This window comes from Pseudomonas sp. AB39(2026), assembly GCF_059831485.1.
In genome coordinates, this window is sequence record NZ_CP195212.1 from 893750 (window position 1) to 915601 (window position 21852).

Sequence of the window (21852 nt, forward strand, 5' to 3'; positions counted from 1 at the left end):
TATCGGCCAAGCCCGCCATAGCTAAAGCGGTGCGGCAATCTGACTCGGTATCCCTGGCTATTGCACCTGATCAGGGGTGACCACCACCCAGTTCTTGTCCGCCGTTACCGGCAGGCCCTCGGCTTCCTGCGCCTTAGCATTGTGCTGGATCATCCCGTCGAGCTCCTCCATGTACTTGGTTTTGCGGTTGACCCACAAGTGGATGCCGCCTTTGCTTACGTCCACGCTGTGGAACAGCATGTAGCCGTCGCTGGTAGGCGTGTCACCGGCCACCAGCACGGGCTTTTTCCATTGGTCGATGTAGGTGAGGATCGCCGCTTGCTTGCCCGCCATCCAGGTAGCAGGCGTCCAGAGGTAGGGCGTGAGTTCCAGGTTGAGGTTGGCCTCGGGGGCATAGGCGCCTGCAGTGATCTGCTTGCGGGCCGTGGTCAGCTCACCGGTGGTACGGTTCTTGAGCAGCGTGGTCACGCCAATCACGTTTTCAGGCTTCACGTTGTACCCATATTTAGGGTCTGCCGCGATCATACGTACCAGCTCTTCAGAGGCTGCGCTGATCACGTACACCGCAATGCCATTTTCCATCAGCTTGTTGTACAGCTCCACCTGGCCGGCGAACACTTTGGGCGGTTGCACGTCCATGGCGGTGACCTTGCCGCCGTCCAGGTACGTGGCCGGAATAGGCTTGCCGTAGGCCATCAGCTCGTCCACATAGCCTTTGAGTTCCTTGAGCGTGAACCCGGCAAACACCTGGGCCACCCAGGGGTAGCACACCATGTCGTCCACTTCGCACAGCCGGTAGTAGTAGCTGAACAGGCTTTCCTTGTGGTCCGCCGTGTCTTTGAAAGGCATCAGCTTAAGGGAGGGGTCGAGCGTTTCCCGGGTAAGCACGCCTTTCATTTCCAGAAACGGCAGCAATGACTCTTCAAGGTCGTAGCGGTAACTGGTGTTGTCCATGTCAAACACGGCGTAATTGCCTTTGTTGGCATTGGCGGCAATCATCGCGTCCAGTTGCTTGGCCGCTTCGGGTGGCCAGTGTTTGAGTTCGGTGGCGGCCAAGGTTGGTAGGGAAAGGGCAAGGCAACAGGCTGCGGCGATCAGCTTCATAGGTAGGGTTCCTGGCGTGGTCCGGGGACGCTATCAGAGCGGTGTGACAGGCCCATGCCAGGTGCGACGGCGGCTATCGTGTTTGCGGCAACCCGCACGGAAAAAACGTAACCAACTGACGCAGCCTTGCCGAGCTGAGAAAGTTTATAAAAGATAAATTATAATTCTAAAATCACCGCAGATATGCAGCAACTCATACAATGGATTCCGAACGCACGCCCATAAGAATCAAAAAAGCATACAAGGTTGCTTGAAAAATATTGAAAAAGACTCGTTTTTACAATACGGTACATCTCGCTATCACCCGTAGAAACTAGCAAACCCTCATATTAGCTTCCATCGCACTTGCCAAGGATCGCAAAAAATGTCACACCCCTCTTTTTTCGATATCACAATAAAAAATATGCGCCGCCTTCTTAGGCATTGGACACCTGTAACAGTATCTGGAGCCTTCATAGGTCTCGCGCTTAGCTTCATAGGCCTCTTCAATTACACGACAAGTATTGGGCGAATTGATTTATTCATGGCAGCGACCGAAGCGCGCCCAGCTCTAGCCATATGGCTTTTCAGCATCCTGCTTTTGCTTTTCCTTTATCTTTCTTTTTTTGTAGGTTCAAGCATGCTGTACGGGATCACCGTGTCAATGTTTGACAAGGTGCCCGATAGGTATCCTGTTATTGCCCGGTGGCTTCTTATTCCCACAACGTCAGGCTTTGGCCTTCTTCTTTTGTCGGTTTTCTACAAGCCAGAATGGCTATCTGAGGGTTGGGCCGTTATTGGGGGCTGCTTGGTCGTGGTGATTCTCTCGGCACTACTTTACGCCTTCAAAAGCGTCCGTAAAATCATTAAAGACAACACTTCCAACTCATCTGCTACTGAGCAAGGGATATTCCTTTTATTCTTATTGATATTGACCATGGGCATTGTATTGGTAAGTACGTTCCCAACATTTTTTATACTCAAGACCTACATAGGCGAGGATAATCCGGAAGCCCTGAATTTTCTGGCCTGCCTTTCCATGATCACGTTCTTCTTTACATTAGCGCCAACATTTATTTTCTATCAAGCCAAAGGTTCAACATACAAGCGAATTTTTTATGCGCTCACCACCGTTCTGACCTTGTATATCCTGTTTCTAATAATCTCGCCCGGAACATTTTCTAGCAGTGTTTATACTGCCGCAGGCCAACTTGGCATTAGGGAAAGCCATTTAAATCGCTTCACATTGAATGACGGTACTCTGCTGAGCGATCTAGATAGCCTGCAGTGGCGTACGCACCTTAATAAAAAAGGTAGCCCCGAAGTTGTTGGTTGGCCCTTGTTTTCATTTGGAGACACGCTACTCTTGTGCCCTGCTTCCCTGATGAGCCAATCCATTCATGTTCTGCGCCGCTATACGCTTTTTTGCATTCATACCCAGCACAGCAAAGTTCAGCGTAAACCCCGACGTGCTTACGCTGAGTTCCCGGTCCACCCAGTTACCTGGCAAAGTGTAGGCGCGCGGTATCTGAAAGTGTCACATGTCAACACACCTCTACCTCCAGCCCTTGTGTGTAATGCTGCAGGTGCCCCAACGCCGTGCCTGCGTCGGTAAACAGGTGGCACCGCCTGCCACTCACGCCTATCGCCAACGTCTGGCCTGCCGTCACGGGCAGGTGCCCTTCGCCTTTCACCGTGAATTCCTGGCCATCGGTAGTCACGGCGTGGGTGAAGGTTTCGCCGCCCAGGTGTTCCACTACCACCGCCGTGGCCGCGATACGGGCATCGCCTTGGCCGTTGGCGTACAAATGCTCAGGGCGCAGGCCCAGCATAAGGGAGTCGCCTGGCTGCACGTGCTCACCTCGCACCGGCACCAGCAAGGGCTCCCCGCCTGGTAGGCTCACCTGCACCCCATGGGCTCCCACTGCCAGCACTGGCACCGTGAGAAAGCGCATCTGTGGGGAGCCGATAAACCCGGCCACAAAGCGGTTGCAAGGGTGGTGGTACAGCTCTAGGGGCGAGCCCACCTGCTCGATTCCGCCTCTGTTGAGCACCACAATCTTGTCGGCCAGGGTCATGGCCTCCACCTGGTCATGGGTCACGTAGATCATGGTGGCCTGCAACTGGGCATGCAGCTTGGCGATTTCGATGCGCATCTGCACGCGCAGGGAAGCGTCCAGGTTCGAGAGCGGCTCGTCCAGCAGAAATACCTGGGGCTCGTGGACGATGGCCCGCCCGATCGCCACCCGCTGGCGCTGCCCCCCGGACAGGGCCTTGGGCTTGCGCTGCAACAGAGGCTCCAATTGAAGAATGCGTGCCGCCTCGCGCACTTTTTCATCGATACGGGGCGTGGCCACTTTCTGCATTTTCAAGCCGAAGGCAATGTTGTCGTACACCGTCATGTGGGGGTACAGCGCGTACGACTGAAACACCATGGCCACGCCGCGATCGGCAGGTTCCAGCACCGTCACGTCACGGGCGCCAATGTGAATGCTGCCGCCGGTGATGGTCTCCAGCCCGGCGATGCACCGCAGCAGCGTGGACTTGCCACACCCGGAAGGCCCCACGAATACCACGAACTCACGGCTGGCGATGCTCAGGTGGATGTCGTGCAGCACATTGATGTCGCCGTAGGCCTTTTCCACGCCCTGCAAGCTGAGCTCGGTCATGGTCGGTCTCCTCTCGTTATTGTTTTAAGCAGTCAGTGGGCTTGCCTTGACAGCACCATTTTTTTCTCTACGATCATTTGTAATTCCAAAAATACAAATGTCAAGGAGCGGGCATGAAAGCGGCGTACATACATGGGATACGAGACATTCGTGTGGGTGAGCGGCCGCAGCCCGTGCCTGGCCCTGGCGAGATTCTGCTGAGGGTCAGCGCCGTGGGCATTTGCGGCAGTGACCTGCACTACTACAAGGAAGCGGCCATTGGCCACGCGCGTATCACTCAGCCTTTTATCTGCGGCCATGAATTCGCGGGCTACATTGTGGACGATCACCCCCAATACGGGCTCAAGGCCGGGCAACTGGTGGCAGTGGACCCGGCCAAGCCGTGTGGCCAGTGCGAGTGGTGCCACCGGGGCCACGTAAACCTGTGCCCCCATGTGCAGTTCCTCGGCTCCCCGCCCAACCTGCACGGGGCCATGACTGAATACATTGTGGTATCGCCCACCCAGGTATTCCCCGTGCCGGAGCACTTCACCAGTGTGCAGGCCGCCATGCTCGAACCCCTGGGCGTGGCCATCCATGCCATGGACCTGGCCAAGACCAAGCGGGTGCTGGAAACCGTGGCGATCATCGGCTGTGGCCCTATCGGCCTGTGCCTGCTGCAGCTGGCGCGCATGAGCTGCAAGGACGTGATCTACGCCATTGACCCCATCGCCTACCGCACCGGCAAGGCCACAGAGCTGGGGGCCACCCAGGTAGCGGCTCACCACAGCGCCATTGCCGAGTGGACCAACGGCCGTGGCGTAGACCTTGTGCTTGAGGCCACCAATTCGCCGGAGGGCTTCCAGATCGCGGCAGAAAGCGCCCGCATCGGTGGCAGGGTGGTGCTGGTGGGCATTCCCGATGGCGACCAGTACACCCCGCTCAGTGCCTCTACCCTGCGGCGCAAAGGGCTGGACGTGCGGATGTCCCGGCGTATGGGCCATGTGTACGACCGTGCGATCAAGCTGGTGGCCGAAGGCCGGGTAGACGTGGACTGCCTGGTTACCCACCGCTTTGAACTGGACCGCGCCGCAGACGCCTTCGAGTACCCCGCATCGTTTATCGATGGGGCGCTGAAAACCATCATCCTGCCCACAGCCTAGGCCGCTGCGGACAGGCCTGTTTCACGTCACCACAACAACAAGAGGTTTTGAGATGAACAAACCCGTTTGCCGCGCCCTGGCCCTGAGCATCGCCCTGGCCAGCGCTGGCGCCCACGCCTGGACACTGGAAGAGGCCGCCAAGCCCTACAAGGGCACCACCATCAAGGCCATTTTCCTGGACCGCCCTGGCTATGCTGCGGCGATCAAGCTGCTGCCCCAGTTTGAGAAGGCCACAGGCATCAAGGTGCAGTACGAGACTGTGCCCTACGAAAACAGCCGCGAGCGCGAGGTATTGAGTTTCACCTCGGGCGACGAACTGGACGTGGTGCTCACTGATGTGGTGTGGATCGGCGAGTTCGCCGGCAATGGCTGGCTGGAGCCCATCAAGACGTTCACGGGCAACCCGGCACTGGCCGACCCTGCCCTGAACCTGGATGGTTTCTTCCCCATCCTGCTCAAATCTTTTGGGGGCTGGGGCGATGACACCTATGGCCTGCCGTTCGATAACTACTCCGGCTTGCTGTTCTACAACAAATGCATGCTAAAGGACGCTGGCTTCGACGCACCGCCCGCCACCTGGGATGACCTGCTCCACACCTATGCACCCAAACTGACCCATGCCGACAAGGGCCAGTACGCCTATGCGCTGCAGTCCCGCCGGGGTGAAACCCAGTCGGCCGATAGCTTCATGCGCATGCTCTGGCCCTTCGGCGGCTCTCTGCTAGACGCCAACTTCAAATCTAACCTCAACTCGAAGGAATCCCAGGCCGGCCTGCAATTCCGCCAAGACCTGATGAAGTTTATGCCACCGGGCATCGTGGACTACGACCATAACGAATCGGTTAACGCCTTGGCCCAAGGCAAGGTGGCTATGATTACCGAATGGTCGGCGTTCTACGGCACCCTGGCTGACCCTGGTAAATCCAAGATCACCGAATGCCTGGCCGTAGCCACCGAACCCAAAGGGCCCGCCGGGCTCAAGCCGGCGCTGGGCGGTTTCTCCCTGGGCGTGAACGCCAACAGCTCAGACGAGAAAAAGGCCGCAGCCTGGCTGTTCATTCAATGGGTGACCTCCGACGCCATGGCCAAGCCCTACCTGGAAGCAGGGGGCGTGAGCGGGCGCAGTGCCGTTTACAAAGAGGCGGACGTGCAGAAGCGCTACCCCTTCGTACAACCCATGGTGACCTCATGGGAAGGCGGCGTGCCGGACTACCGCCCACGCTTCCCGGAGTGGCCAGCCGTGAGCGAGGTGATCGGTGAGTACGGCACCAACATGATGCTGGGCAAGCAAAGCGTGAGCGAAGGCGCCAAGGCCATCGGTACACGTGTAGAGGATATTCTTGGCAAAGCCGGTTACTACAAGGGCGACAAGCCCCTGCGTAAATAATCCCAGGGGCGCTGCGCGAGATCACGGCGTGGCGCCCTGGCTTACGGCAATCGCTCAAGGAGGCAGGCATGCCTGGCACACCCCTCAAGCATCTAGGCCCTGCCCTGTGGAACAACACACGGGCCGCATTTGCGTATCTCGCACCCGCTACTGTGGCATTGGCACTGATCGGGATCTTTCCCACCATGTTCGCGCTGGTGAATTCATTCCGGCAATACAACCTGGCGCGGCCCAAAGACCCCACGCCTTTCATTGGCGTGGACAATTACCTGAGCGTGCTTCAAGACGCGTCGTTCTGGGCAGCACTGGGCCGTACGTTCGGGTTTCTGCTCACAGTGGTGCCGGTGCAACTGGCCTTGGGGCTGATCATTGCCTTGCTGTTGCATAAACCGGGGCTTAGTGGCTTCAAGCTTTTGGCCCGCATGAGCCTGGTGGTGCCACTGGCCACGGCACCGGCGGTGGCTGGCCTGATTGGGCGGCTGATCTTCAACCGTGACTTCGGTGTGGCTAACGCGTTGCTGGGCATGGCAGGCGCCGGGCCGGTGGAGTGGCTGGGGGAGCCCCTCAACGCGTTCCTGGCCGTGGCCCTGATGGACGTGTGGCAATGGACCCCGTTCTGCGCTCTGGTGTTGCTGGCCGGGCTGAGCATGGTCCCTACGGAAGTGGAAGAAGCCGCGCGCCTGGAAACCCGCAGCCGCTGGCAGGTGCTGCGCCATGTGCAACTGCCGTTCCTGCTGCCCAGCGTGACAGTGATCCTGATACTGCGTACCGCAGACGTGCTGAAGATGTTCGACACCGTGTTCACCATGACCCGAGGCGGGCCGGGCGCCGCCACTGAGCTGGTCAGCGTATATATCCAGCGGGTGGGCTTTCGGGTGTTCGACCAGGGGGTGGCCTCTGCCCAGGCCATTCTGTTGCTGATCCTCACCATCGTGCTGGCGCGGCTGTACATCCGATTCGTATACCGGGAGGTGTGACATGAGTACCCTTCCCTACGCTTCGCAGGTGGTGGCCCGGCCTCGCCGACACCTCCATGCCTGGCACCTGGTCGGCCTGCTGGCCATTGTGCTGTTCGCCGTGTTTCCGTTCTATTGGATGGTAGCCACCAGCATCAAGACCCAGGCCGAAGCCCTTGCCTCACCCCCGGTGTGGCTGTTCACGCCCCACCTGGACAATTACACCAAGGTGCTGTTCGAGCGGGACGTGCTGGCCAGCCTGGGCAACTCGCTGATCGTCGCGCTTAGCACCACGGCGCTGGCGGTGGGCCTTGGCACCCCGGCGGCCTACGCCTTGGCCCGGTTCGAGTTTCGCGGCAAGCAGGACCTGTGGTTCTGGTTCATCACCAACCGCATGCTCAGCCCCATTGTGGTGGCGTTGCCGGTGTACCTGATGGCCCGCACGCTGAACCTCATCGATACCCACCTGGTGCTGATCCTGGTGTACCTCACCTTCAACCTGCCCATTGTGGTGTGGATCTGCACGGATCAGTTCCGGGGCGTGCCCAAGGACCTGGACGAAGCTGCACGGCTGTCGGGGGCGTCGCGCTGGGCCATTTTCTGGCGCATTGCGTTGCCCTTGGCCATGCCAGGGGTGGCGGTGTCGGCCATTTTCTCGTTTATCTTCTCTTGGAACGAGCTGCTATACGCGCTGGTACTGACCCGCACAGCCGCCCGCACTGCGCCCGTCAGCGCCACCAGTTTCATGAGTGGCTACGACCTGCCCTGGGGCGAGATCACCGCCACGGGCACCCTGATCGTGTTCCCGGTAGTCATTTTTGCGTTGATGGTGTCCCGGCATCTGGTACAAGGGCTGACCATGGGCGCCGTGAAGTAGCGCGCCCGGCTTGAACGGCTTTGAAGGAACGCACTGTGCACACTCGCTACCCTGGCACTGCAGACACCGACACGGTTGACGCAGATGAACAACTCACCGTCCGTATTGCCTGGTACTACTACGTCACCCAGATGACCCAGCAGCAGATCGCCGATCACTTTGGCATCACCCGTGCGCGGGTTAACAAGGCACTGGCGATAAGCCGGGAAAACGGCATTGTCCAGATCCGCATCCACTCCCCCCTGGCCAATTGCGTGGCCCTGGAGCACCGCCTTCAGGCGCGTTACAGGCTGCGGCGCGTGGTGGTGGTGCCCACGCCCGAAGACCCCCACATGATCTTTCGCGTGCTGGGTGTGGGTGCGGCCCCACGCATTCAGGAGCACCTGGCTGAAGACAGTGTGGTGGCCGTGGGCTGGGGGCGCACCCTGCGCGAAGCCGTGCGCGAAGTGCAGGGCCGTGCCTGGCCAGGCCTGACGGTGCTGTCACTGCTGGGGGGGTTGCACTATGGCTCGGCCAACAACACGGTGGAAATCGCGTCCAGCCTGGCAGGCCTGTTCGGCGGCGCCTATTACTACCTGGCCGCGCCAGTGTTCGCCCCTTCGGAGCACTACCGGGAAATGATTCTGGCGGAGGCGTCTGTGCAGGATGTGCTGGGCAAAGCCAGGCAGGCAGACCTGGCGCTGCTGACCGTGGGCGACCTTACCGAACGCTCGCTGATGCTGGAGCGAGGGCTGGTAAGCGCACAGGACAGCCATACCTTGCAGGCGGCCGGCGCCGTAGGTGACCTGCTGGGCCGCTGGCTGGACGCCGACGGCAATGAAGTGGACCACCCGCTCAACCGGCGAGCGGTCTCTATCGACCTGGAAGACCTGCGCCGTATCAAACAGGTGATGCTGGTATCCGGTGGCCCCCATAAAGGCGCCATCATCAAGGCCGTGCTGAACCGTGGGCTGGTGCACGAACTGGTGATCGACGAAGCGGCGGCCAAGCAGTTGCTTGGGGAATAAGTACGACCGCAGGTTCCCGGTCTCCGCCTTTGGCTACGCCCGGTCCCACATCATTGGACTGCCCCCCTGTGGGAGTAGGGGGCCGGCCTTCCGGCGCTAGCCTGCGAACAAGGCTGAGTATTCACCGGCGCAACGCACCAAGCCGCCCATACAGGCCCTTTACGCTGGGGTATAGCTCGCGGTACACCCCCAGCAACTCGGCGTGGAATGCCCGTTCTTCCGGCTGAGGCCGCACGGTTTCACCTTCCTGGGTCATGGCCGCAGCCGCCTCGGGGAAACTGCTGAACCACCCTGCGCCCACCGCCGCCGCAATGCCCGCACCCAGGCTGGAGGCTTCCTGGGTGGCGGCCCGCACCACAGGCCGGTCGCATACATTGGCGATGATCTGGCACCACAGGGCGCTGGCCGCCCCGCCACCAATGGCCACGAACCGGTCTACCGGCTCACCGGTCGCCTGCTCAACGGCCGCTGTGGCCACCGCCTGCTCCAAGGCGATGCCTTCGAGCAGTGCCCGGTATAGCTCACCTTGGCCATGCTCAGGCCCCAGCCCCAGCAGGCAACCGCGCGCCTGCGCATCCCAGTAGGGGTTCATTACGCCGTTCCAGTAAGGCAACAGCAGCAAACCCCGGCTGCCGGGAGGCACAGCCTGGGCCTGGGCCTCCAGGGCGGGCAGGCAGGTGGCCGGGTCCAGCCCGAAGAACTGCCGCACCAGGGTGTTGACCAGCAAGGTGCCGGCGCGCAGCGAGGTTTCCAGCACGTACCCGCCACCGTCGATGGCACACATCGTTCGAAACGCCAGGCTGGTGACGGGCGCCTGGGCATACACCCCCGCCACCACCGCCGTACCCAGGTTTAAGTAGGCCATGCCAGGCCGTACCATGCCTGCGCCCAGGCCGCCCGCCTGGCCATCGCCGCCCCCAGCGACCACCGGTGTGCCTTCTGCAACGCCAGTGGCCAGGCTTGCCTGCCGGTGCACGTGGCCCAGCACCGTACCCGGTGGTGCGGCGGTGGCGAAGGCCGACGCCGGGACGCTGCGTGGCAACGCGGCCAGCACCTCCTCGGCCCATCGATGGCCATGGATATCAAACGCACCGAACGGGTCGGCGCTGGCCCAGCTGGTGGCAAACTCGCCGGTCAGCTGGCGCACCAGCCAGGCATGGGGGTCGTATACGTGGGCGATGCGTTCGAACAGCGTCGGTTCGGCCCGGGCCATCCAGGCCAGGCTATAAATGGCAGGTGACCAGTCGTAGGGCTTGCCGGTCAGCTCATGCAACCGCTCACGGCCCACCCGCTGTGCTACCGCTGCCACTTCATGCTGTCGCCGCTCATCCAGCCAGAGCAGCGCGGGGCGCAGCAACCGGTCGCTGGCATCGGTCACGGCCAGGGTTTCCCGCTGGTTCACGACAGCGATGGCCGCCACCTGGTAATCGCCGAGCTGTGCGGTCAGAGCCTGCAAAGCGTGTTGCGCCGCCTGCCACCACCCCTGCGGAGCTTGCTCATAGGCACCGGGCGCGGGTTGCTGAAGGTCCAATGGTGCCCTGGCCTGTGCGACCAGTGTGCCGCCCTGCGACCAAGCAATGGCCTTGCAGGTAGTGGTGCTAAGGTCAATCCCGATAACCACGCTGTGCATAGAGAGGCCGCCGTTGCGCTTGTTTGTTGTTGTGCACAAAGCGTAGCCCACGCACAGCGAACCGGTGGCTGAACACGCGTTCATACAGTGGGTCTCCTGCGCGCCCCTGAGGAACCCTGGCATGCCTACCACCTACCCCACCACGCCTGACGGCCGCTACTTTGTGGTCAGGGGGCGCCTGTGGCGCTGCACTAACCCGGCCTTGCCCGAAGCGGAGCGAGCACAACAGGTCAAGGCGCTGATGGACGCGCGCAGGGCGGTAAAAGCCGCCAAGGCCGCTGAAGACGCCGCCGCTTTGAAAGCCGCCCGCGCCCACGTGGATGCCGCCAAAGTGCAGCTGGGCGAGCGCGGGCCGGTGTGGTGGCAGGACGGGGAACCGGATTTGAACCGCCGCCTGGTGGCTAACACACCGTATGCCCAGTGGTACGCCGCCTTGCCGTCCTAGCGGCGCGGGTTGCGCGTGTAGGCAAGCCAGTGTTTCCTGCCGTGCTGTATCGCAGTGACACAATTTTGAAATATCTGGAAACAACCTAGGCTGAGCGAGGGTCAATGCCGTATCCCCCAAAAGACATTTCCCATGAAGCCAGTTGCCCCCTCCGACCGTCTAGAACCGCTCACTCACTTGCGCAACCTGAAGATGGCCCGTTCGGCCCATGCTTACGTACGGGGCAGTACGGTGCAGTTCTATGAATGGCTGCACAGCCAGCCAGGCCGTCGGCTGCCCAGTGGGCCTCCTGTATGGATCTGTGGCGACTGCCACGCCGGCAACTTAGGCCCTACCGGTAGCCTGAAGGGCAAGATCGATATTCACATCCGGGACCTGGATCAAACAGTCATTGGCAACCCCGCCCATGACCTGGTGCGCCTCGGCTTGTCACTGGCCACCGCCGCGCGAGGCTCCGACCTGCCGGGCGTAGCCACCGCCCGCATGCTCGAAGAGATGACCCGAGGGTATGAACAGGCGTTCGACACCGATGAACATGAGGAGCTAGAGCGGCCACCGCAGGTCAAGGCCGGCATGCGCAGCGCGGTACAGCGCACCTGGCGGCACCTGGCCAAAGAGCGCATTGACAGCGTGCGGCCCACCATTCCACTGGGCAAGCATTTCTGGCCACTGGCCAAGGAGGAGAAAAAAGCGCTGAAAACCCTGTGTGCCGGCCCTGAGATTCATAACCTGGTCACCTCGCTCAAAGGGCGCTCCCAGACCGACCCAGTGGTGTTGCTGGATGCGGCCTACTGGGTCAAAGGCTGCAGTTCCCTGGGCCTGCACCGGTATGCGGTACTGCTGGGGGTGGGACCGTCTGACGACCAGGACTATTGCCTTATCGATATCAAGGAGGCCGTCGGTGCTGCAGCGCCCCGGGTTCCGCGCGCACGGATGCCCAGGGACAATGCCCAGCGCGTGGTGGAAGGCGCCAGGCACCTGTCGCCCAGCCTGGGCAACCGTATGATTTCCACGCGCATGCTGGGCCGGGGGTTCTTTATCCGCGAGCTGCTGCCTCAGGACATGAAGCTGGAGCTGGACCAACTGACCCAGACAGAAGCCATGAGTGCGGCCGCTTACCTAGCCCGCGTGGTGGGGGCGGCCCACGCCCAGCAAATGGACATGACCACCCGCATGGAGTGGGTCAAGGCTCTGCAGCAAAGCCGTTCGCGGGTGCTGGATGCCCCTTCGTGGCTGTGGTCGAGCGTTGTGCAACTGGTGGGCAGCCATGAGCGGGGCTATTTGGAGCATTGCCGGCGGTATGCGTTGGAGCAGAGCCGCCTGGGGCATTAAGGACTAATGCCCGGCATTGGAAGGTTGCGCAGGTAGCTGTCGGTGATTCGCTTAATGGCCCCTTCCCTGCGCATGTGCTCCACAGCCTTGGTCAAGCCTGCCACCAGAGCCTTGTCGCACTGCCTGGAGCACGCCAGGTACATGTCTGAACGCATCAGCACGGGACTTTCCTGCAGGGGTTGATCCGACACCTCGCGCCAGATGTACCGCGTTTCAGCGATGCCATTGAACCAGGCATCGACTCGCCCAAGCATGAGCATTCGCGCGGGGTTTTCGCCTATTTTCAAAGGGTAAATCTGGTCATCGCGAAAGCCTTCGTCATGCAGTCTTCTCTCCTGCACGCTGCCCATACCCACGGCAATACGAGCGTAGGCGGCCTTGGCTTGCGCGAAGGTCTCCACGCGCTTGTTAAGGCTGAAGAATGCCCGGTCCATGGTAAGCACCGGAGTGATCCAGGTGTACCGGGCCTCACGTTCCGGCGTACGGGACAGCGGGATGATGAGCAGGTTTTCGCCCGTCATTACAACCCGCTGCGCCCGTGGCCAGGGAGGTGTCAACAGGCGAAGGTCGTACCCCGCCCGTTTGGCCGCTACGGCGGTCACCTCGCCCAGGATGCCACGCAGCTGGTTCTGCTCAAGCATGGCCAGGGGCGGGGCGTCTGTGAGATACAAGTCTAGGGTGGGGGGTGCGGCCATGCAAGTAGCCGTAAAAAACGTACTGGCCCACAGCAGGCGACGCACACGTGCAACACATAGATCCATGGCACTGGCTCAAGGAAAATCCGCGTTATTCAAGCACAGCTTGCACAGCGCAGCGATGCTTGCATGGGATGCAGGCTCAGGATTCAGACGGCAGGCCTTGCCAATGCGCCGACGGAATTCCAGGGGCCTCAACGGATCCATACCTTGAACCCTGCAACGGAGCCGACTCGATGACAACACACTATAAAGTGGGAGACAGCGTGACATGGCGCTCACAGGCTGGGGAGACCCATGGCAAAGTGACCAAGGTGCATGTAAACGATGTGGAATTTATGGGCAAGCACCGGCCGGCGTCCAAGGACGAGCCCCAATATGAGGTGAAAAGTGACAAGACCGGGCACAGTGCCCTGCACCATGGTGATGCGTTGAGCAGGCGCTGAGCGGCCTGGGACCGGCTAGTTCAAATGTCGACCTGAATCGAGGCCTGCACCATGCGGGGGGCGCCTAGGTTCGCGCTCGCAGTGCCGCTACCGGAATAGCCATTCAGCCCACCGGGCACAATGTTGGTCCAGTACCGCTCATTACCTAGGTTGGTCACGTTCAGGCGGTACACGGTAGCGCGCTGCATCAACCGGGTCGTGTAGCTGGCGCCTATGTCAAAGGTCCGATAGCCGTTAACCCAGTGGTCATTGCTGTTGTCCGACCCACGACGCCCCACATAGCGGGCCGTCGCATTGAGCGCTACACCGGGCAGCTGTGGCACTTGGTATTCGGTCAGCAGGCTGGCGGTATACTTGGCCAGGCCCACTACCTGAGTGTTTTCGGTAGCGGCAGCGCCGGTGTCCAGCAGCCGAGGGTCCAGCCAGGTTACACCTCCATACAGCCGAGTGTTCTCGGTTGCCTTGCCGTCCACCATGAACTCAATCCCACGGTTGCGTTGCTCACCGTTCACCCCATAGTGCGTGCCTTCGGTATACGCGTAAGGCCGCTTGATCTGAAAGGCTGCCAGGGACAGGTTCATCCCTGCCAGCGCCCATTTGCCTCCTGCTTCCCACATGCGGCTACGGTACGGCGACAGCACCGTGTTGGCGTTGTCGGTCCCGGCTGGGGCCGTATCGCCTTGCTGAAGGCTGTCGGCATAGGTCAGGTACAGCGTAAGGTCATCCACCGGTTTGTACATCAGGCTGGCCGCAGTGCTCAGGCCGCTGTAGTCCGAAGTACTGGTGCGCTGGCCTGTTTTCCCGTAGTTACGCGCGCTGAGCCGGCTCTCGCTGGCGGTCAGCATCATGCTCCAATGGGGTGAAAACGTTAGGGTGTCACCCAGGGTCAGGGCGCCCTGGCGGGACACGGCCGAGCGGTAGCGGTCGGTGAAGTCAGGGTAGTCAGGCTCGCCGAATCGAGTTGGGTGGTTCAGGCTGGCAAGGCCCAGGTCCTGCTTACTGCCATTGACCGGGTTGTAGTTGTTCCAGTCGAAGCCACTGACGCCCACAGTGAGGTCATGGCGTACCGGCCCTGTAAACAGGCTGCCATTAAGGTTGGCCAGGTAGCTGTTGATCGTGAAGCGGCTGGCGGTAGTGGTAGACACGGTAGACCGGTAATCGCCTACGCCGTCGATCAGCGTATTGGTCACGCCTGTGGATTCGCGGTCAGCAATTTGCCGCAACCAGCCAACGTCCAGCTTCCAATTGCCGTCGAAGTCGTGCTTCAGGTGCAGGCTGCCGGTCTGGGTAACGTTGTCATTACCCGCGTACGTTTGGCCCAAGTGGCTGCGGGTGGGGTTCAAGGCGCGAGGGTAGGCCTGGCCGACGGCGAGCGCAAAGGTGCCCGGCATGCCTTTAGCGAGGTAGTTGTACTGGGTGAGGTTGGTCTCCAGTACCGTGCTGTCGCTCAGTTGCACATCGGTGGCCAGGCTGACCAATTGTCGATGCAAGCGGCTACCAGGGTTATAGCCCTGGCCCTGCTCGTCCAGCAGGTTCAGCCGGTACTTCACGCGGCCGGCCGGGTCGAATGGCCCGCTCAGGTCGGCGCTTTTAAGCCAGGTCAGCCCGGTACCAACGCCCAGCGTGAGGCGGTTTCGAGTGCTATCCGTGGGGCGCCTGGAGATGAAATTGAAGGTGCCGGCGGGGTTGGCCGGGCCGTACAGCGAGCCTGCCAGGCCATTGAGTACCTGGAGGCTATCGAACTGCTCGGCCGGGTAGTCCGTGGTGGAGACGATATTGAGGCCATCCAGGCGACTGTTCTGCACCACACTGCCTTGCAGGCCGCGTGTCTGTGGGCGGGTGCCGTCGCCCTGCACCGAGGGAATCAATCGGTAGACGTCTTTGACGCTTTTGAATTGCTGGCTATCTATCAAGTCCCGAGGTACCACGTTCAGCGCATAAGGGGTGTCTTGCACGTCACGTTCACCCAGGGGGCCAAGTACAGCGGACTTGTACCGTGCGACGAAGTGGTCGATCTCGGCCGGGCGCAAGGGTTGGCCACTCACCTGGACAGGCGCCAGCTCGACCTCTTGAGGCTGTTCGGCATAAGCATGGGTGATGCAGAGCGCCATCAACAGCGGCGTGGAAGGCAAAGCAAAAAACGATTTCATAGACGACAGGTAACTCGACCAGCTAGGGTGAAAAAGGGCTGTATAGAAACCTACATACCGGACGCTGTCCACGCTCATCGTTTTGATGACGCTGTCCGGTCGCGGTATGCTGTTGACCTTCAAGGTCTTCAGGTTGTGGTCGACGGCCCTTTTTCTACTGCTCTATCTGCCGGCCTTTCCATGACCTTACGCCCCGCTCTGCTTCCCCTCGCGTTGTTGTTTCTTCCCGCATTTACCCTGGCCGACGGCATGTTGATGCCAGGCTGGGCGTCCATTGCTGACCAGGCCCTGGCCGATATCCGTACCGCCACGCTGCAGATGCACCCTGGCGATGGCGGCACGCCCGACGACGCCCGGCCGGAGGACACGGCCTGGCCTGCCATCGAGGCCTACCTATCGGCCCGAGGCGGTTCGGCCGAGCCCCATGCCGATGCCTTGGCTGCCAACGTGTGGCGGCAGCACATGGGCGGCAGCGCGGGCAAGGAAAACGGTGCCGATACCGTGGCACGGGCCTTCACCATAGGCAATGCTACCTCGCAACTGGCCCATGCCATCGCCGGTGGCCCGCCGGGGGCAGCCGCCTACGGCGCATGGTGGGCCTACCAGCAGCCCAATACCACGCCCACCCAGGCGCTGCGCGTCGGGTTGCTGGCCGCTGCTGGTTTGTGGGATGCACAACGCCCGGCCGACGCCCCTGGCCAACTGATGCAGAGCGCTACATTGGCGGCAGCGCTGGGCGGGTTGGCCATGGCCGCTGCCGGCGGTGATGAGCAGGCGCTTCGCTCGGTGTTCTTCGACACCGGTTCGGCCGTGCTGCTGCGGGACACTAACGGCACCACGTGCCTGTCTGCCACCTTCAAGTGCCAACGGCCATTGGCCTCGGCGGCGATCGTGCAAGGCGCACAGCTCAAAGGGTGGACGGTCGCCAAACTGGACCCTGTGCAGGCTTATGACGGGATTATGCCGCCCGGCACCGGGTCCCCCGTGACGGCGGTGCCTCGGCCCGTGGGGTCGTTGCCTCTGAACGATGGTTGGACCCTGGGCTGGCACCTTACGAACCCCGTGCAGCCTGGCGTGCTTTACCCGAAGGTAGTGATGACCCAGAACACGGCCGACGTACCTGCGCCCGTGGTGGCTCCCGCCGCAGCGCCCACGCCAGTAGCCGCCCCCTTGCACGCCAAAGGGGCCGGTGTCCGGTGCGAAAAGCACGGGGATGTGCGCAGGGTATGGGTGATCGGGGGCGATTCGCCCCGCTCGGTGTGCCGTACGATGTACCAGGTGGACAAGACCACCTCGGTGCTCTGGAACGCTCGGCAGAAGCCGCAGGTGTGCCAGGAGAAGGCCCAGGCCCAGGTAGCGCGCGAGCAAGCCAAGGGGTTTGCCTGCACAAGGGCAGACTGAGGGGGTTTAAGGCCTGGGAGCCCGATCAGGCCCCCAGGGTAGTGCGGCTTACACCAGCGCGCTGCGGCGCTTGAGTTCGCTATTCAGAATCGCGTCGTTTTCCGAGTAGTCGACCGGGCAGTCGATCACATGCACACCCGGCTCGCTGAGGCAGCGCTCCAGCAGTGGCAGGAAGCTTTCCGCGCTTTCCACGCGGTGGCCTTTGGCGCCGTAGCTTTGCGCGTACATCACAAAGTCCGGGTTGCCATAGTCCAGGCCGTAGTCGGTGAAGCCCATGTTCGACTGCTTCCAGCGGATCATGCCGTAACCGTCGTCCCGCAGGATGATCACGGTGATGTGCATCTTCAGGCGGACGGCTGTTTCCAGTTCCTGACTGTTCATCATGAAGCCGCCATCGCCACACACCGCTACCACGGGGCGATCCGGGTACACGAGGTGCGAGGCCATGGCCGACGGCAGGCCGGCGCCCATGGTCGCCAGGGCGTTGTCCAGCAGCACGGTGTTGGGCTTGTGGGCCTTGTAGTTACGGGCAAACCAGAGCTTATAGATGCCGTTATCCAGCGCCACGATGCCGTCGGAAGGCAGCGCCCGGCGCACATCGGCTACCAGCCGCTGCGGGTAGACCGGGAAGCGGTTATCGTCGGCGCCCTCGGCGATCTGGGTTTCGTTGGCTTCACGGATGGTCATGAACCGGTCGAAATCCCAGTGAGCCTGGGGTTCCAGCGCCTCGCTGATCTGCCACACGGTGTTGGCGATGTCGCCCACCACTTCAACCTGCGGGAAATACACAGGGTCCACTTCGGCGGAGCGGAAGTTGATATGAATAACTTCCGTACCGCCACGGACCATAAAGAACGGCGGCTTCTCGATCACGTCATGGCCGATGTTCACGATCAAATCGGCGGCTTCCACAGCACGGTGCACGAAGTCCCCGGCCGACAGCGCAGCGTTGCCCAGGAAGCGCGCATGACGCTCGTCCACCACGCCCTTGCCCATCTGGGTGGTCACGAAAGGAATATCGGTCTTGTCGATCAGCTGGCGCAGCACCTTGGCCGTCATCTTGCGGTTGGCGCCAGCCCCGATCACGAGGATGGGACGGCGGGCCGCTTGCAGTTTGGCTACGGCCGCGGCGATCGCTTTCTGTTCAGCCACCGGGCGGCGGTGCAAGCTCGGTGTGATCGGCAGGCTGTCGGTCTGCTCGGCGGCGATGTCTTCGGGCAGTTCCAGGTGCACTGCGCCCGGCTTTTCTTCCTCCGCCAGGCGGAAGGCTTCACGCACGCGGGATGGGATGTTGTCGGCCGATGCCAACTGGTGGGTGTATTTGGTCAGGGGCTGCATCATGCCGACCACGTCCAGGATCTGGAAACGGCCCTGCTTGGATTTCTTGATGGGCTTCTGCCCTGTGATCATCAGCATCGGCATGCCACCCAGGTAGGCATAGGCGCCGGCGGTCACCAGGTTGGTGGCGCCTGGGCCGAGGGTGGACAGGCTCACGCCGGTCTTGCCGGTCAAGCGACCATAGGTCGCAGCCATGAACCCGGCAGACTGCTCGTGGCGGGTCAGAATCAGCTTGATCGGTGACTTGCGCAAGGATTCGAGCAGGTCCAGGTTTTCTTCACCCGGAATCCCGAATACATACTCGACGCCTTCGTTTTCCAGGCATTGAACGACGACATCAGCGGCCTTGGCCATTTCCTTTCCCCATGAGTAAGCGCGTGCGTGCGCGTGGCGGTGAGTATGTAAAGGACAAGCGGGTAAAAAAGCCAGCCCTTTTTTCAGACTAGCGCCGCTGCGGTTACGTCACGTTGGGGTGTGATTGAGGTAACCGGGGCATAATGCTGCCGTAGGCGCCAAGCTCTGCCTGCGCAGCAATCTCGCAAGCGCGCGCAAGTCCGCCGCGGACGGGGTTGAGGGCGGATTCGTCGAAACCTTCCTGCCTTGCCTGCGGTCCGGTCTTGTACCCCCCTCCATTGCCGAGCCTGCCATGAGCGACGAACGCCCTACCCTCAACCGCCGTGCCCTATGCAAACTGGTGGCTGTGTCGGCCACTGCCGCGGCCGTAGCACCCAGCGCCATGGCCGCCACCTTCACAGCTCCTACCCCCGTGGACACCGGCAAGGTGGAACAGGGCGCGGTAACATTCCCCACCTGGCGGGGGCCGGCGGACACCCCTTCGCCACCACCGCCCAAGCCTCTGCCGCCGGAAGAGCGCATCGGCTTTGCCGTGGTAGGCCTGGGCCGGTTGGCGCTCGAAGAAATCCTTCCGGCCTTTGGCCAGTGCATGAAGGCCAAACCCGTGGCGCTGGTGTCGGGCTCGCCAGAAAAGCTGAAGGCTGTAGCCCAGCAATACGGCATCAAGCCTGACAGCTGCTACAGCTATGAAGACTTCGACCGCCTCCAGGACAACCCGGACGTCAAGGTGGTGTACATCGTGCTGCCCAACGCCATGCACCGGGAATTCTGCGAGCGGGCCGCCAAAGCCGGCAAGCACGTGCTGACGGAAAAACCCATGTCGGTCTCCTCCAAGGATGGCCAAGCCATGGTCGACGCTTGCCAACAGGCCGGGGTAAAACTAATGGTGGCCTACCGCATTCAATATGAACCCTACAACCGCCGAGCCATGGAACTGGTCCGCGGCAAGCAGTACGGGCGGCTGGTGGCGTATAACGGCATCAATACCCAGACGGTGGCGGCCGATGGCGACCGGCAATGGCGACACAAGAAAGCCATGGCCGGCGGAGGTTCTTTGGTGGACATTGGGCTGTACTGCTTGAACACCGCACGCTTCATCACCGGTGAAGAGCCCACCGAGGTGTATGCCACCACCTATTCCCCACCGGGTGATCCGCGTTTTGCCGACGTAGAGGAAACCGTACAATTCACTTTGCGCTTCCCCTCCCACACCGTCGCCAACTGCATGACCAGCTACGGCGCCCGCGACGACAAGCGCCAGCACCTGAACCTGGAAAAAGCGGCCATTGATATGCCTAACGCGTTTCTTTACCGGGGCCAGCGCATGGCCGTGGTGGACCGGGACGATGACGCCACGCGCAATGCCGAACTCACGTTAGCGCCCAAGAACCAGTTCGCGGCAGAGCTGGACCATATGGCGGATTGCGTACTGACCGGGCGTAAGCCGTACACCCCTGGAGAGGAAGGTGTACAGGACCACAAGCTGATGGAAGCTATCTACGAAAGCGCCCGTACGGGGCAACCAGTGAAGCTGGAGCCGATACAAGGGCTGGACCCTTTCCGCGGCCCGCCCCTGGCACAAGATGCCTGAAGCGCCAGGCCTAGGCCTTGGGCGCCACTTTATCCAGTATCTGCTTGGCCAGCGCATGGTATAGGGACACCGGGGCTATCCACCCGGAGATGGCGGCGGCCATCAAGGTAGTGCCCAGCATGGGAATGGCCAGGTCTGGGCTGTGGGACAGCTCCAGCACAATCACCGAAGCCGTAAGCGGCGAGCGCGTTACGCCCGCCAGGTAAGCGCCCATACCCAGTAAAGCGGCGGTTTGGAATTCGATACCAGGGAACAGACTGAGCACCGGCGCGAAAGCCGCGCCAATGCTGAGTGAGGGTGAGAACAACCCGCCTGGTATACCTGCCAGGTAGGACGCGACATTGGCCAGAAATTTCCACAGCAAAAAGCCGCCGTTGGTAATGGGCTGGCCTTCGAGCAACGCGCGGGTTTCCTCGTAGCCAGTGCCGAACACATGGTTGCCCGAGATCAGGCCCAGCACCGCCAGCACCAGCCCGCAGCCACCTGCAAAACGCATGGGGAAGCGGGAACGTAGCGCAGCCATTTTCCCTAGCCAGCCTCGGTCCGACGGCAGGACCAGCTTCACATACACCCCGCCCAGCACCCCACCGAACAGCGCGCAGGGCGGCACCGCACTCCAGCCCCAACCGCTGGGCAACTGCCCGCCAATGTCACCGAAATAGGCGTAATGGCCCATCAGGCCCAGAGTGACCATGCCGCCAATGAGCACCGCTGTCAGCACCAGGCCGCTGAAACGCTGTTCAAAGGTGCGGCTCAACTCTTCGATGGCAAATACCACGCCTGCCAGGGGTGTATTGAACGCTGCAGCAATCCCGGCAGCGCCCCCGGCCAGGATCAGCCCGGCCACCGTTCGCCGGCCATGCAGGCCCAAGCGGCGGCCAAAGGCATACAACACGGCCGCGCCCACGTGCACCGTAGGGCCTTCGCGCCCTACTGAACCGCCCACCAGCAGTGCGCCCAGGGTGCAGGCCATACGCACTGCCGCAACGGGCAGCGCCAACACCTGGTGGCGAAACCGCCTGGACGGTGTCTCCAGGGCAGCGATCACTTGGGGGATGCCACTGCCACGGGCATTCTGAAACCAGTGATGGGTAATGCCCGCCAGCAACGCGAAGCCCAAGGGCGTGACGATAAGCGGTAACCAGGCAGCTAAAGCCAGCAGGCGCTGAAACGCAGTGAATGCCGCGTCGGCCAGCCAGGCAAACGCCAGAGCCACCAGCCCTACCAGCAGCGCCCCGACCCAGAACCCCATGCGCTGTCGCCACAGCCCCCACTGGGGCTGCGCGAACCAATGGGTCCTGGCACCTGCTGGCGTGGGCTTGGGTTCAACCGACTCGTTTTGCATACCC

At 61.6% G+C, this 21852-nt stretch carries 18 protein-coding genes; 11 read left to right on the forward strand and 7 right to left on the reverse strand.

The window, feature by feature from the left end; all coding sequences use genetic code 11:
- Positions 1-57: 57 nt before the first annotated feature.
- Complete coding sequence (locus ACSAMW_RS03855) at positions 58-1104, reverse strand: HAD family hydrolase (protein ID WP_500592748.1); 1047 nt, start codon at positions 1102-1104, stop codon at positions 58-60.
- 364 nt (positions 1105-1468) lie between these two features.
- Here ACSAMW_RS03855 and ACSAMW_RS03860 point away from each other — a divergent pair, with 364 nt between their 5' ends.
- Complete coding sequence (locus ACSAMW_RS03860) at positions 1469-2698, forward strand: hypothetical protein (RefSeq protein WP_500592749.1); 1230 nt, start codon at positions 1469-1471, stop codon at positions 2696-2698.
- On the opposite strand, the gene ACSAMW_RS03865 is transcribed toward ACSAMW_RS03860, so the two are convergent.
- Positions 2628-3752, reverse strand: coding sequence for an ABC transporter ATP-binding protein (locus ACSAMW_RS03865; protein ID WP_500592750.1), 1125 nt, complete (start codon positions 3750-3752; stop codon positions 2628-2630). The genes ACSAMW_RS03860 and ACSAMW_RS03865 overlap by 71 nt on opposite strands.
- A 113-nt stretch (positions 3753-3865) precedes the next feature.
- Here ACSAMW_RS03865 and ACSAMW_RS03870 point away from each other — a divergent pair, with 113 nt between their 5' ends.
- The 5 genes from ACSAMW_RS03870 to ACSAMW_RS03890 all read left to right on the forward strand — a co-directional run bounded on the left by ACSAMW_RS03870 (position 3866) and on the right by ACSAMW_RS03890 (position 9121).
- Positions 3866-4894: a zinc-dependent alcohol dehydrogenase gene (locus ACSAMW_RS03870; protein WP_500592751.1), complete on the forward strand. Its 1029-nt coding sequence runs from the start codon at positions 3866-3868 to the stop codon at positions 4892-4894.
- A 52-nt stretch (positions 4895-4946) separates the two neighbouring features.
- Entirely contained in the window at positions 4947-6281 is a 1335-nt protein-coding gene (locus ACSAMW_RS03875; protein WP_500592752.1) for an ABC transporter substrate-binding protein, read from the forward strand.
- 68 nt (positions 6282-6349) lie between these two features.
- Entirely contained in the window at positions 6350-7258 is a 909-nt protein-coding gene (locus ACSAMW_RS03880; RefSeq protein ID WP_500592753.1) for a carbohydrate ABC transporter permease, read from the forward strand.
- 1 nt (position 7259) lies between these two features.
- Positions 7260-8114: a carbohydrate ABC transporter permease gene (locus tag ACSAMW_RS03885; RefSeq protein WP_500592754.1), complete on the forward strand. Its 855-nt coding sequence runs from the start codon at positions 7260-7262 to the stop codon at positions 8112-8114.
- A gap of 35 nt (positions 8115-8149) precedes the next feature.
- Entirely contained in the window at positions 8150-9121 is a 972-nt protein-coding gene (locus ACSAMW_RS03890) for a sugar-binding transcriptional regulator (RefSeq protein WP_500592755.1), read from the forward strand.
- Between the two features lie 121 nt (positions 9122-9242).
- Here the strand turns inward: ACSAMW_RS03890 and ACSAMW_RS03895 are convergent, their stop codons facing one another.
- Positions 9243-10835: a xylulokinase gene (locus ACSAMW_RS03895; protein WP_500592756.1), complete on the reverse strand. Its 1593-nt coding sequence runs from the start codon at positions 10833-10835 to the stop codon at positions 9243-9245.
- Positions 10836-10872: 37 nt separating this feature from the next.
- Here ACSAMW_RS03895 and ACSAMW_RS03900 point away from each other — a divergent pair, with 37 nt between their 5' ends.
- Both ACSAMW_RS03900 and ACSAMW_RS03905 read left to right on the forward strand, forming a co-directional pair.
- Positions 10873-11196 carry a hypothetical protein gene (locus ACSAMW_RS03900; protein WP_168084549.1) on the forward strand — a complete coding sequence of 108 codons (324 nt, stop codon included), beginning with the start codon at positions 10873-10875 and terminating at the stop codon, positions 11194-11196.
- Positions 11197-11328: 132 nt separating this feature from the next.
- Positions 11329-12528, forward strand: a complete 1200-nt coding sequence (locus tag ACSAMW_RS03905) for a DUF2252 domain-containing protein (RefSeq protein WP_500592757.1) — start codon at positions 11329-11331, stop codon at positions 12526-12528.
- On the opposite strand, the gene ACSAMW_RS03910 is transcribed toward ACSAMW_RS03905, so the two are convergent.
- Entirely contained in the window at positions 12525-13223 is a 699-nt protein-coding gene (locus tag ACSAMW_RS03910) for a substrate-binding periplasmic protein (RefSeq protein WP_500592758.1), read from the reverse strand. The genes ACSAMW_RS03905 and ACSAMW_RS03910 overlap by 4 nt on opposite strands.
- Positions 13224-13459: 236 nt before the next feature.
- Here ACSAMW_RS03910 and ACSAMW_RS03915 point away from each other — a divergent pair, with 236 nt between their 5' ends.
- Positions 13460-13669 carry a hypervirulence associated TUDOR domain-containing protein gene (locus tag ACSAMW_RS03915; protein ID WP_168084546.1) on the forward strand — a complete coding sequence of 70 codons (210 nt, stop codon included), beginning with the start codon at positions 13460-13462 and terminating at the stop codon, positions 13667-13669.
- A gap of 20 nt (positions 13670-13689) precedes the next feature.
- Here ACSAMW_RS03915 and ACSAMW_RS03920 read toward each other — a convergent pair whose 3' ends face one another.
- A complete protein-coding gene (locus ACSAMW_RS03920; protein WP_500592759.1) occupies positions 13690-15819 on the reverse strand; it encodes a TonB-dependent receptor in 2130 nt (709 codons plus the stop codon).
- A gap of 180 nt (positions 15820-15999) precedes the next feature.
- Here ACSAMW_RS03920 and ACSAMW_RS03925 point away from each other — a divergent pair, with 180 nt between their 5' ends.
- Entirely contained in the window at positions 16000-17220 is a 1221-nt protein-coding gene (locus ACSAMW_RS03925; RefSeq protein WP_500592760.1) for a hypothetical protein, read from the forward strand.
- 48 nt (positions 17221-17268) lie between these two features.
- Here the strand turns inward: ACSAMW_RS03925 and ACSAMW_RS03930 are convergent, their stop codons facing one another.
- Positions 17269-18912, reverse strand: coding sequence for an acetolactate synthase large subunit (locus tag ACSAMW_RS03930; RefSeq protein ID WP_500592761.1), 1644 nt, complete (start codon positions 18910-18912; stop codon positions 17269-17271).
- 292 nt (positions 18913-19204) lie between these two features.
- Between ACSAMW_RS03930 and ACSAMW_RS03935 the strand changes: the two genes are divergently transcribed.
- The gene (locus ACSAMW_RS03935) at positions 19205-20503 is read left to right on the forward strand and encodes a Gfo/Idh/MocA family protein (RefSeq protein ID WP_500592762.1); all 1299 of its coding nucleotides are present in this window, start codon (positions 19205-19207) and stop codon (positions 20501-20503) included.
- A gap of 10 nt (positions 20504-20513) precedes the next feature.
- On the opposite strand, the gene ACSAMW_RS03940 is transcribed toward ACSAMW_RS03935, so the two are convergent.
- A complete protein-coding gene (locus ACSAMW_RS03940; protein ID WP_500593969.1) occupies positions 20514-21734 on the reverse strand; it encodes a chloride channel protein in 1221 nt (406 codons plus the stop codon).
- Positions 21735-21852: the final 118 nt, after the last annotated feature.

Bases quoted from the DNA above. Each gene is read 5' to 3' on its own strand.
- ACSAMW_RS03875 (WP_500592752.1), top strand. From the start codon at position 4,947: ATGAACAAACCCGTTTGCCGCGCCCTGGCCCTGAGCATCGCCCTGGCC.
- ACSAMW_RS03865 (WP_500592750.1), bottom strand. From the start codon at position 3,752: ATGACCGAGCTCAGCTTGCAGGGCGTGGAAAAGGCCTACGGCGACATC.
- ACSAMW_RS03855 (WP_500592748.1), bottom strand. From the start codon at position 1,104: ATGAAGCTGATCGCCGCAGCCTGTTGCCTTGCCCTTTCCCTACCAACC.
- ACSAMW_RS03860 (WP_500592749.1), top strand. From the start codon at position 1,469: ATGTCACACCCCTCTTTTTTCGATATCACAATAAAAAATATGCGCCGC.
- ACSAMW_RS03920 (WP_500592759.1), bottom strand. From the start codon at position 15,819: ATGAAATCGTTTTTTGCTTTGCCTTCCACGCCGCTGTTGATGGCGCTC.
- ACSAMW_RS03930 (WP_500592761.1), bottom strand. From the start codon at position 18,912: ATGGCCAAGGCCGCTGATGTCGTCGTTCAATGCCTGGAAAACGAAGGC.
- ACSAMW_RS03870 (WP_500592751.1), top strand. From the start codon at position 3,866: ATGAAAGCGGCGTACATACATGGGATACGAGACATTCGTGTGGGTGAG.
- ACSAMW_RS03885 (WP_500592754.1), top strand. From the start codon at position 7,260: ATGAGTACCCTTCCCTACGCTTCGCAGGTGGTGGCCCGGCCTCGCCGA.
- ACSAMW_RS03900 (WP_168084549.1), top strand. From the start codon at position 10,873: ATGCCTACCACCTACCCCACCACGCCTGACGGCCGCTACTTTGTGGTC.
- ACSAMW_RS03880 (WP_500592753.1), top strand. From the start codon at position 6,350: ATGCCTGGCACACCCCTCAAGCATCTAGGCCCTGCCCTGTGGAACAAC.
- ACSAMW_RS03910 (WP_500592758.1), bottom strand. From the start codon at position 13,223: ATGGCCGCACCCCCCACCCTAGACTTGTATCTCACAGACGCCCCGCCC.
- ACSAMW_RS03895 (WP_500592756.1), bottom strand. From the start codon at position 10,835: ATGAACGCGTGTTCAGCCACCGGTTCGCTGTGCGTGGGCTACGCTTTG.
- ACSAMW_RS03935 (WP_500592762.1), top strand. From the start codon at position 19,205: ATGAGCGACGAACGCCCTACCCTCAACCGCCGTGCCCTATGCAAACTG.
- ACSAMW_RS03905 (WP_500592757.1), top strand. From the start codon at position 11,329: ATGAAGCCAGTTGCCCCCTCCGACCGTCTAGAACCGCTCACTCACTTG.
- ACSAMW_RS03925 (WP_500592760.1), top strand. From the start codon at position 16,000: ATGACCTTACGCCCCGCTCTGCTTCCCCTCGCGTTGTTGTTTCTTCCC.
- ACSAMW_RS03915 (WP_168084546.1), top strand. From the start codon at position 13,460: ATGACAACACACTATAAAGTGGGAGACAGCGTGACATGGCGCTCACAG.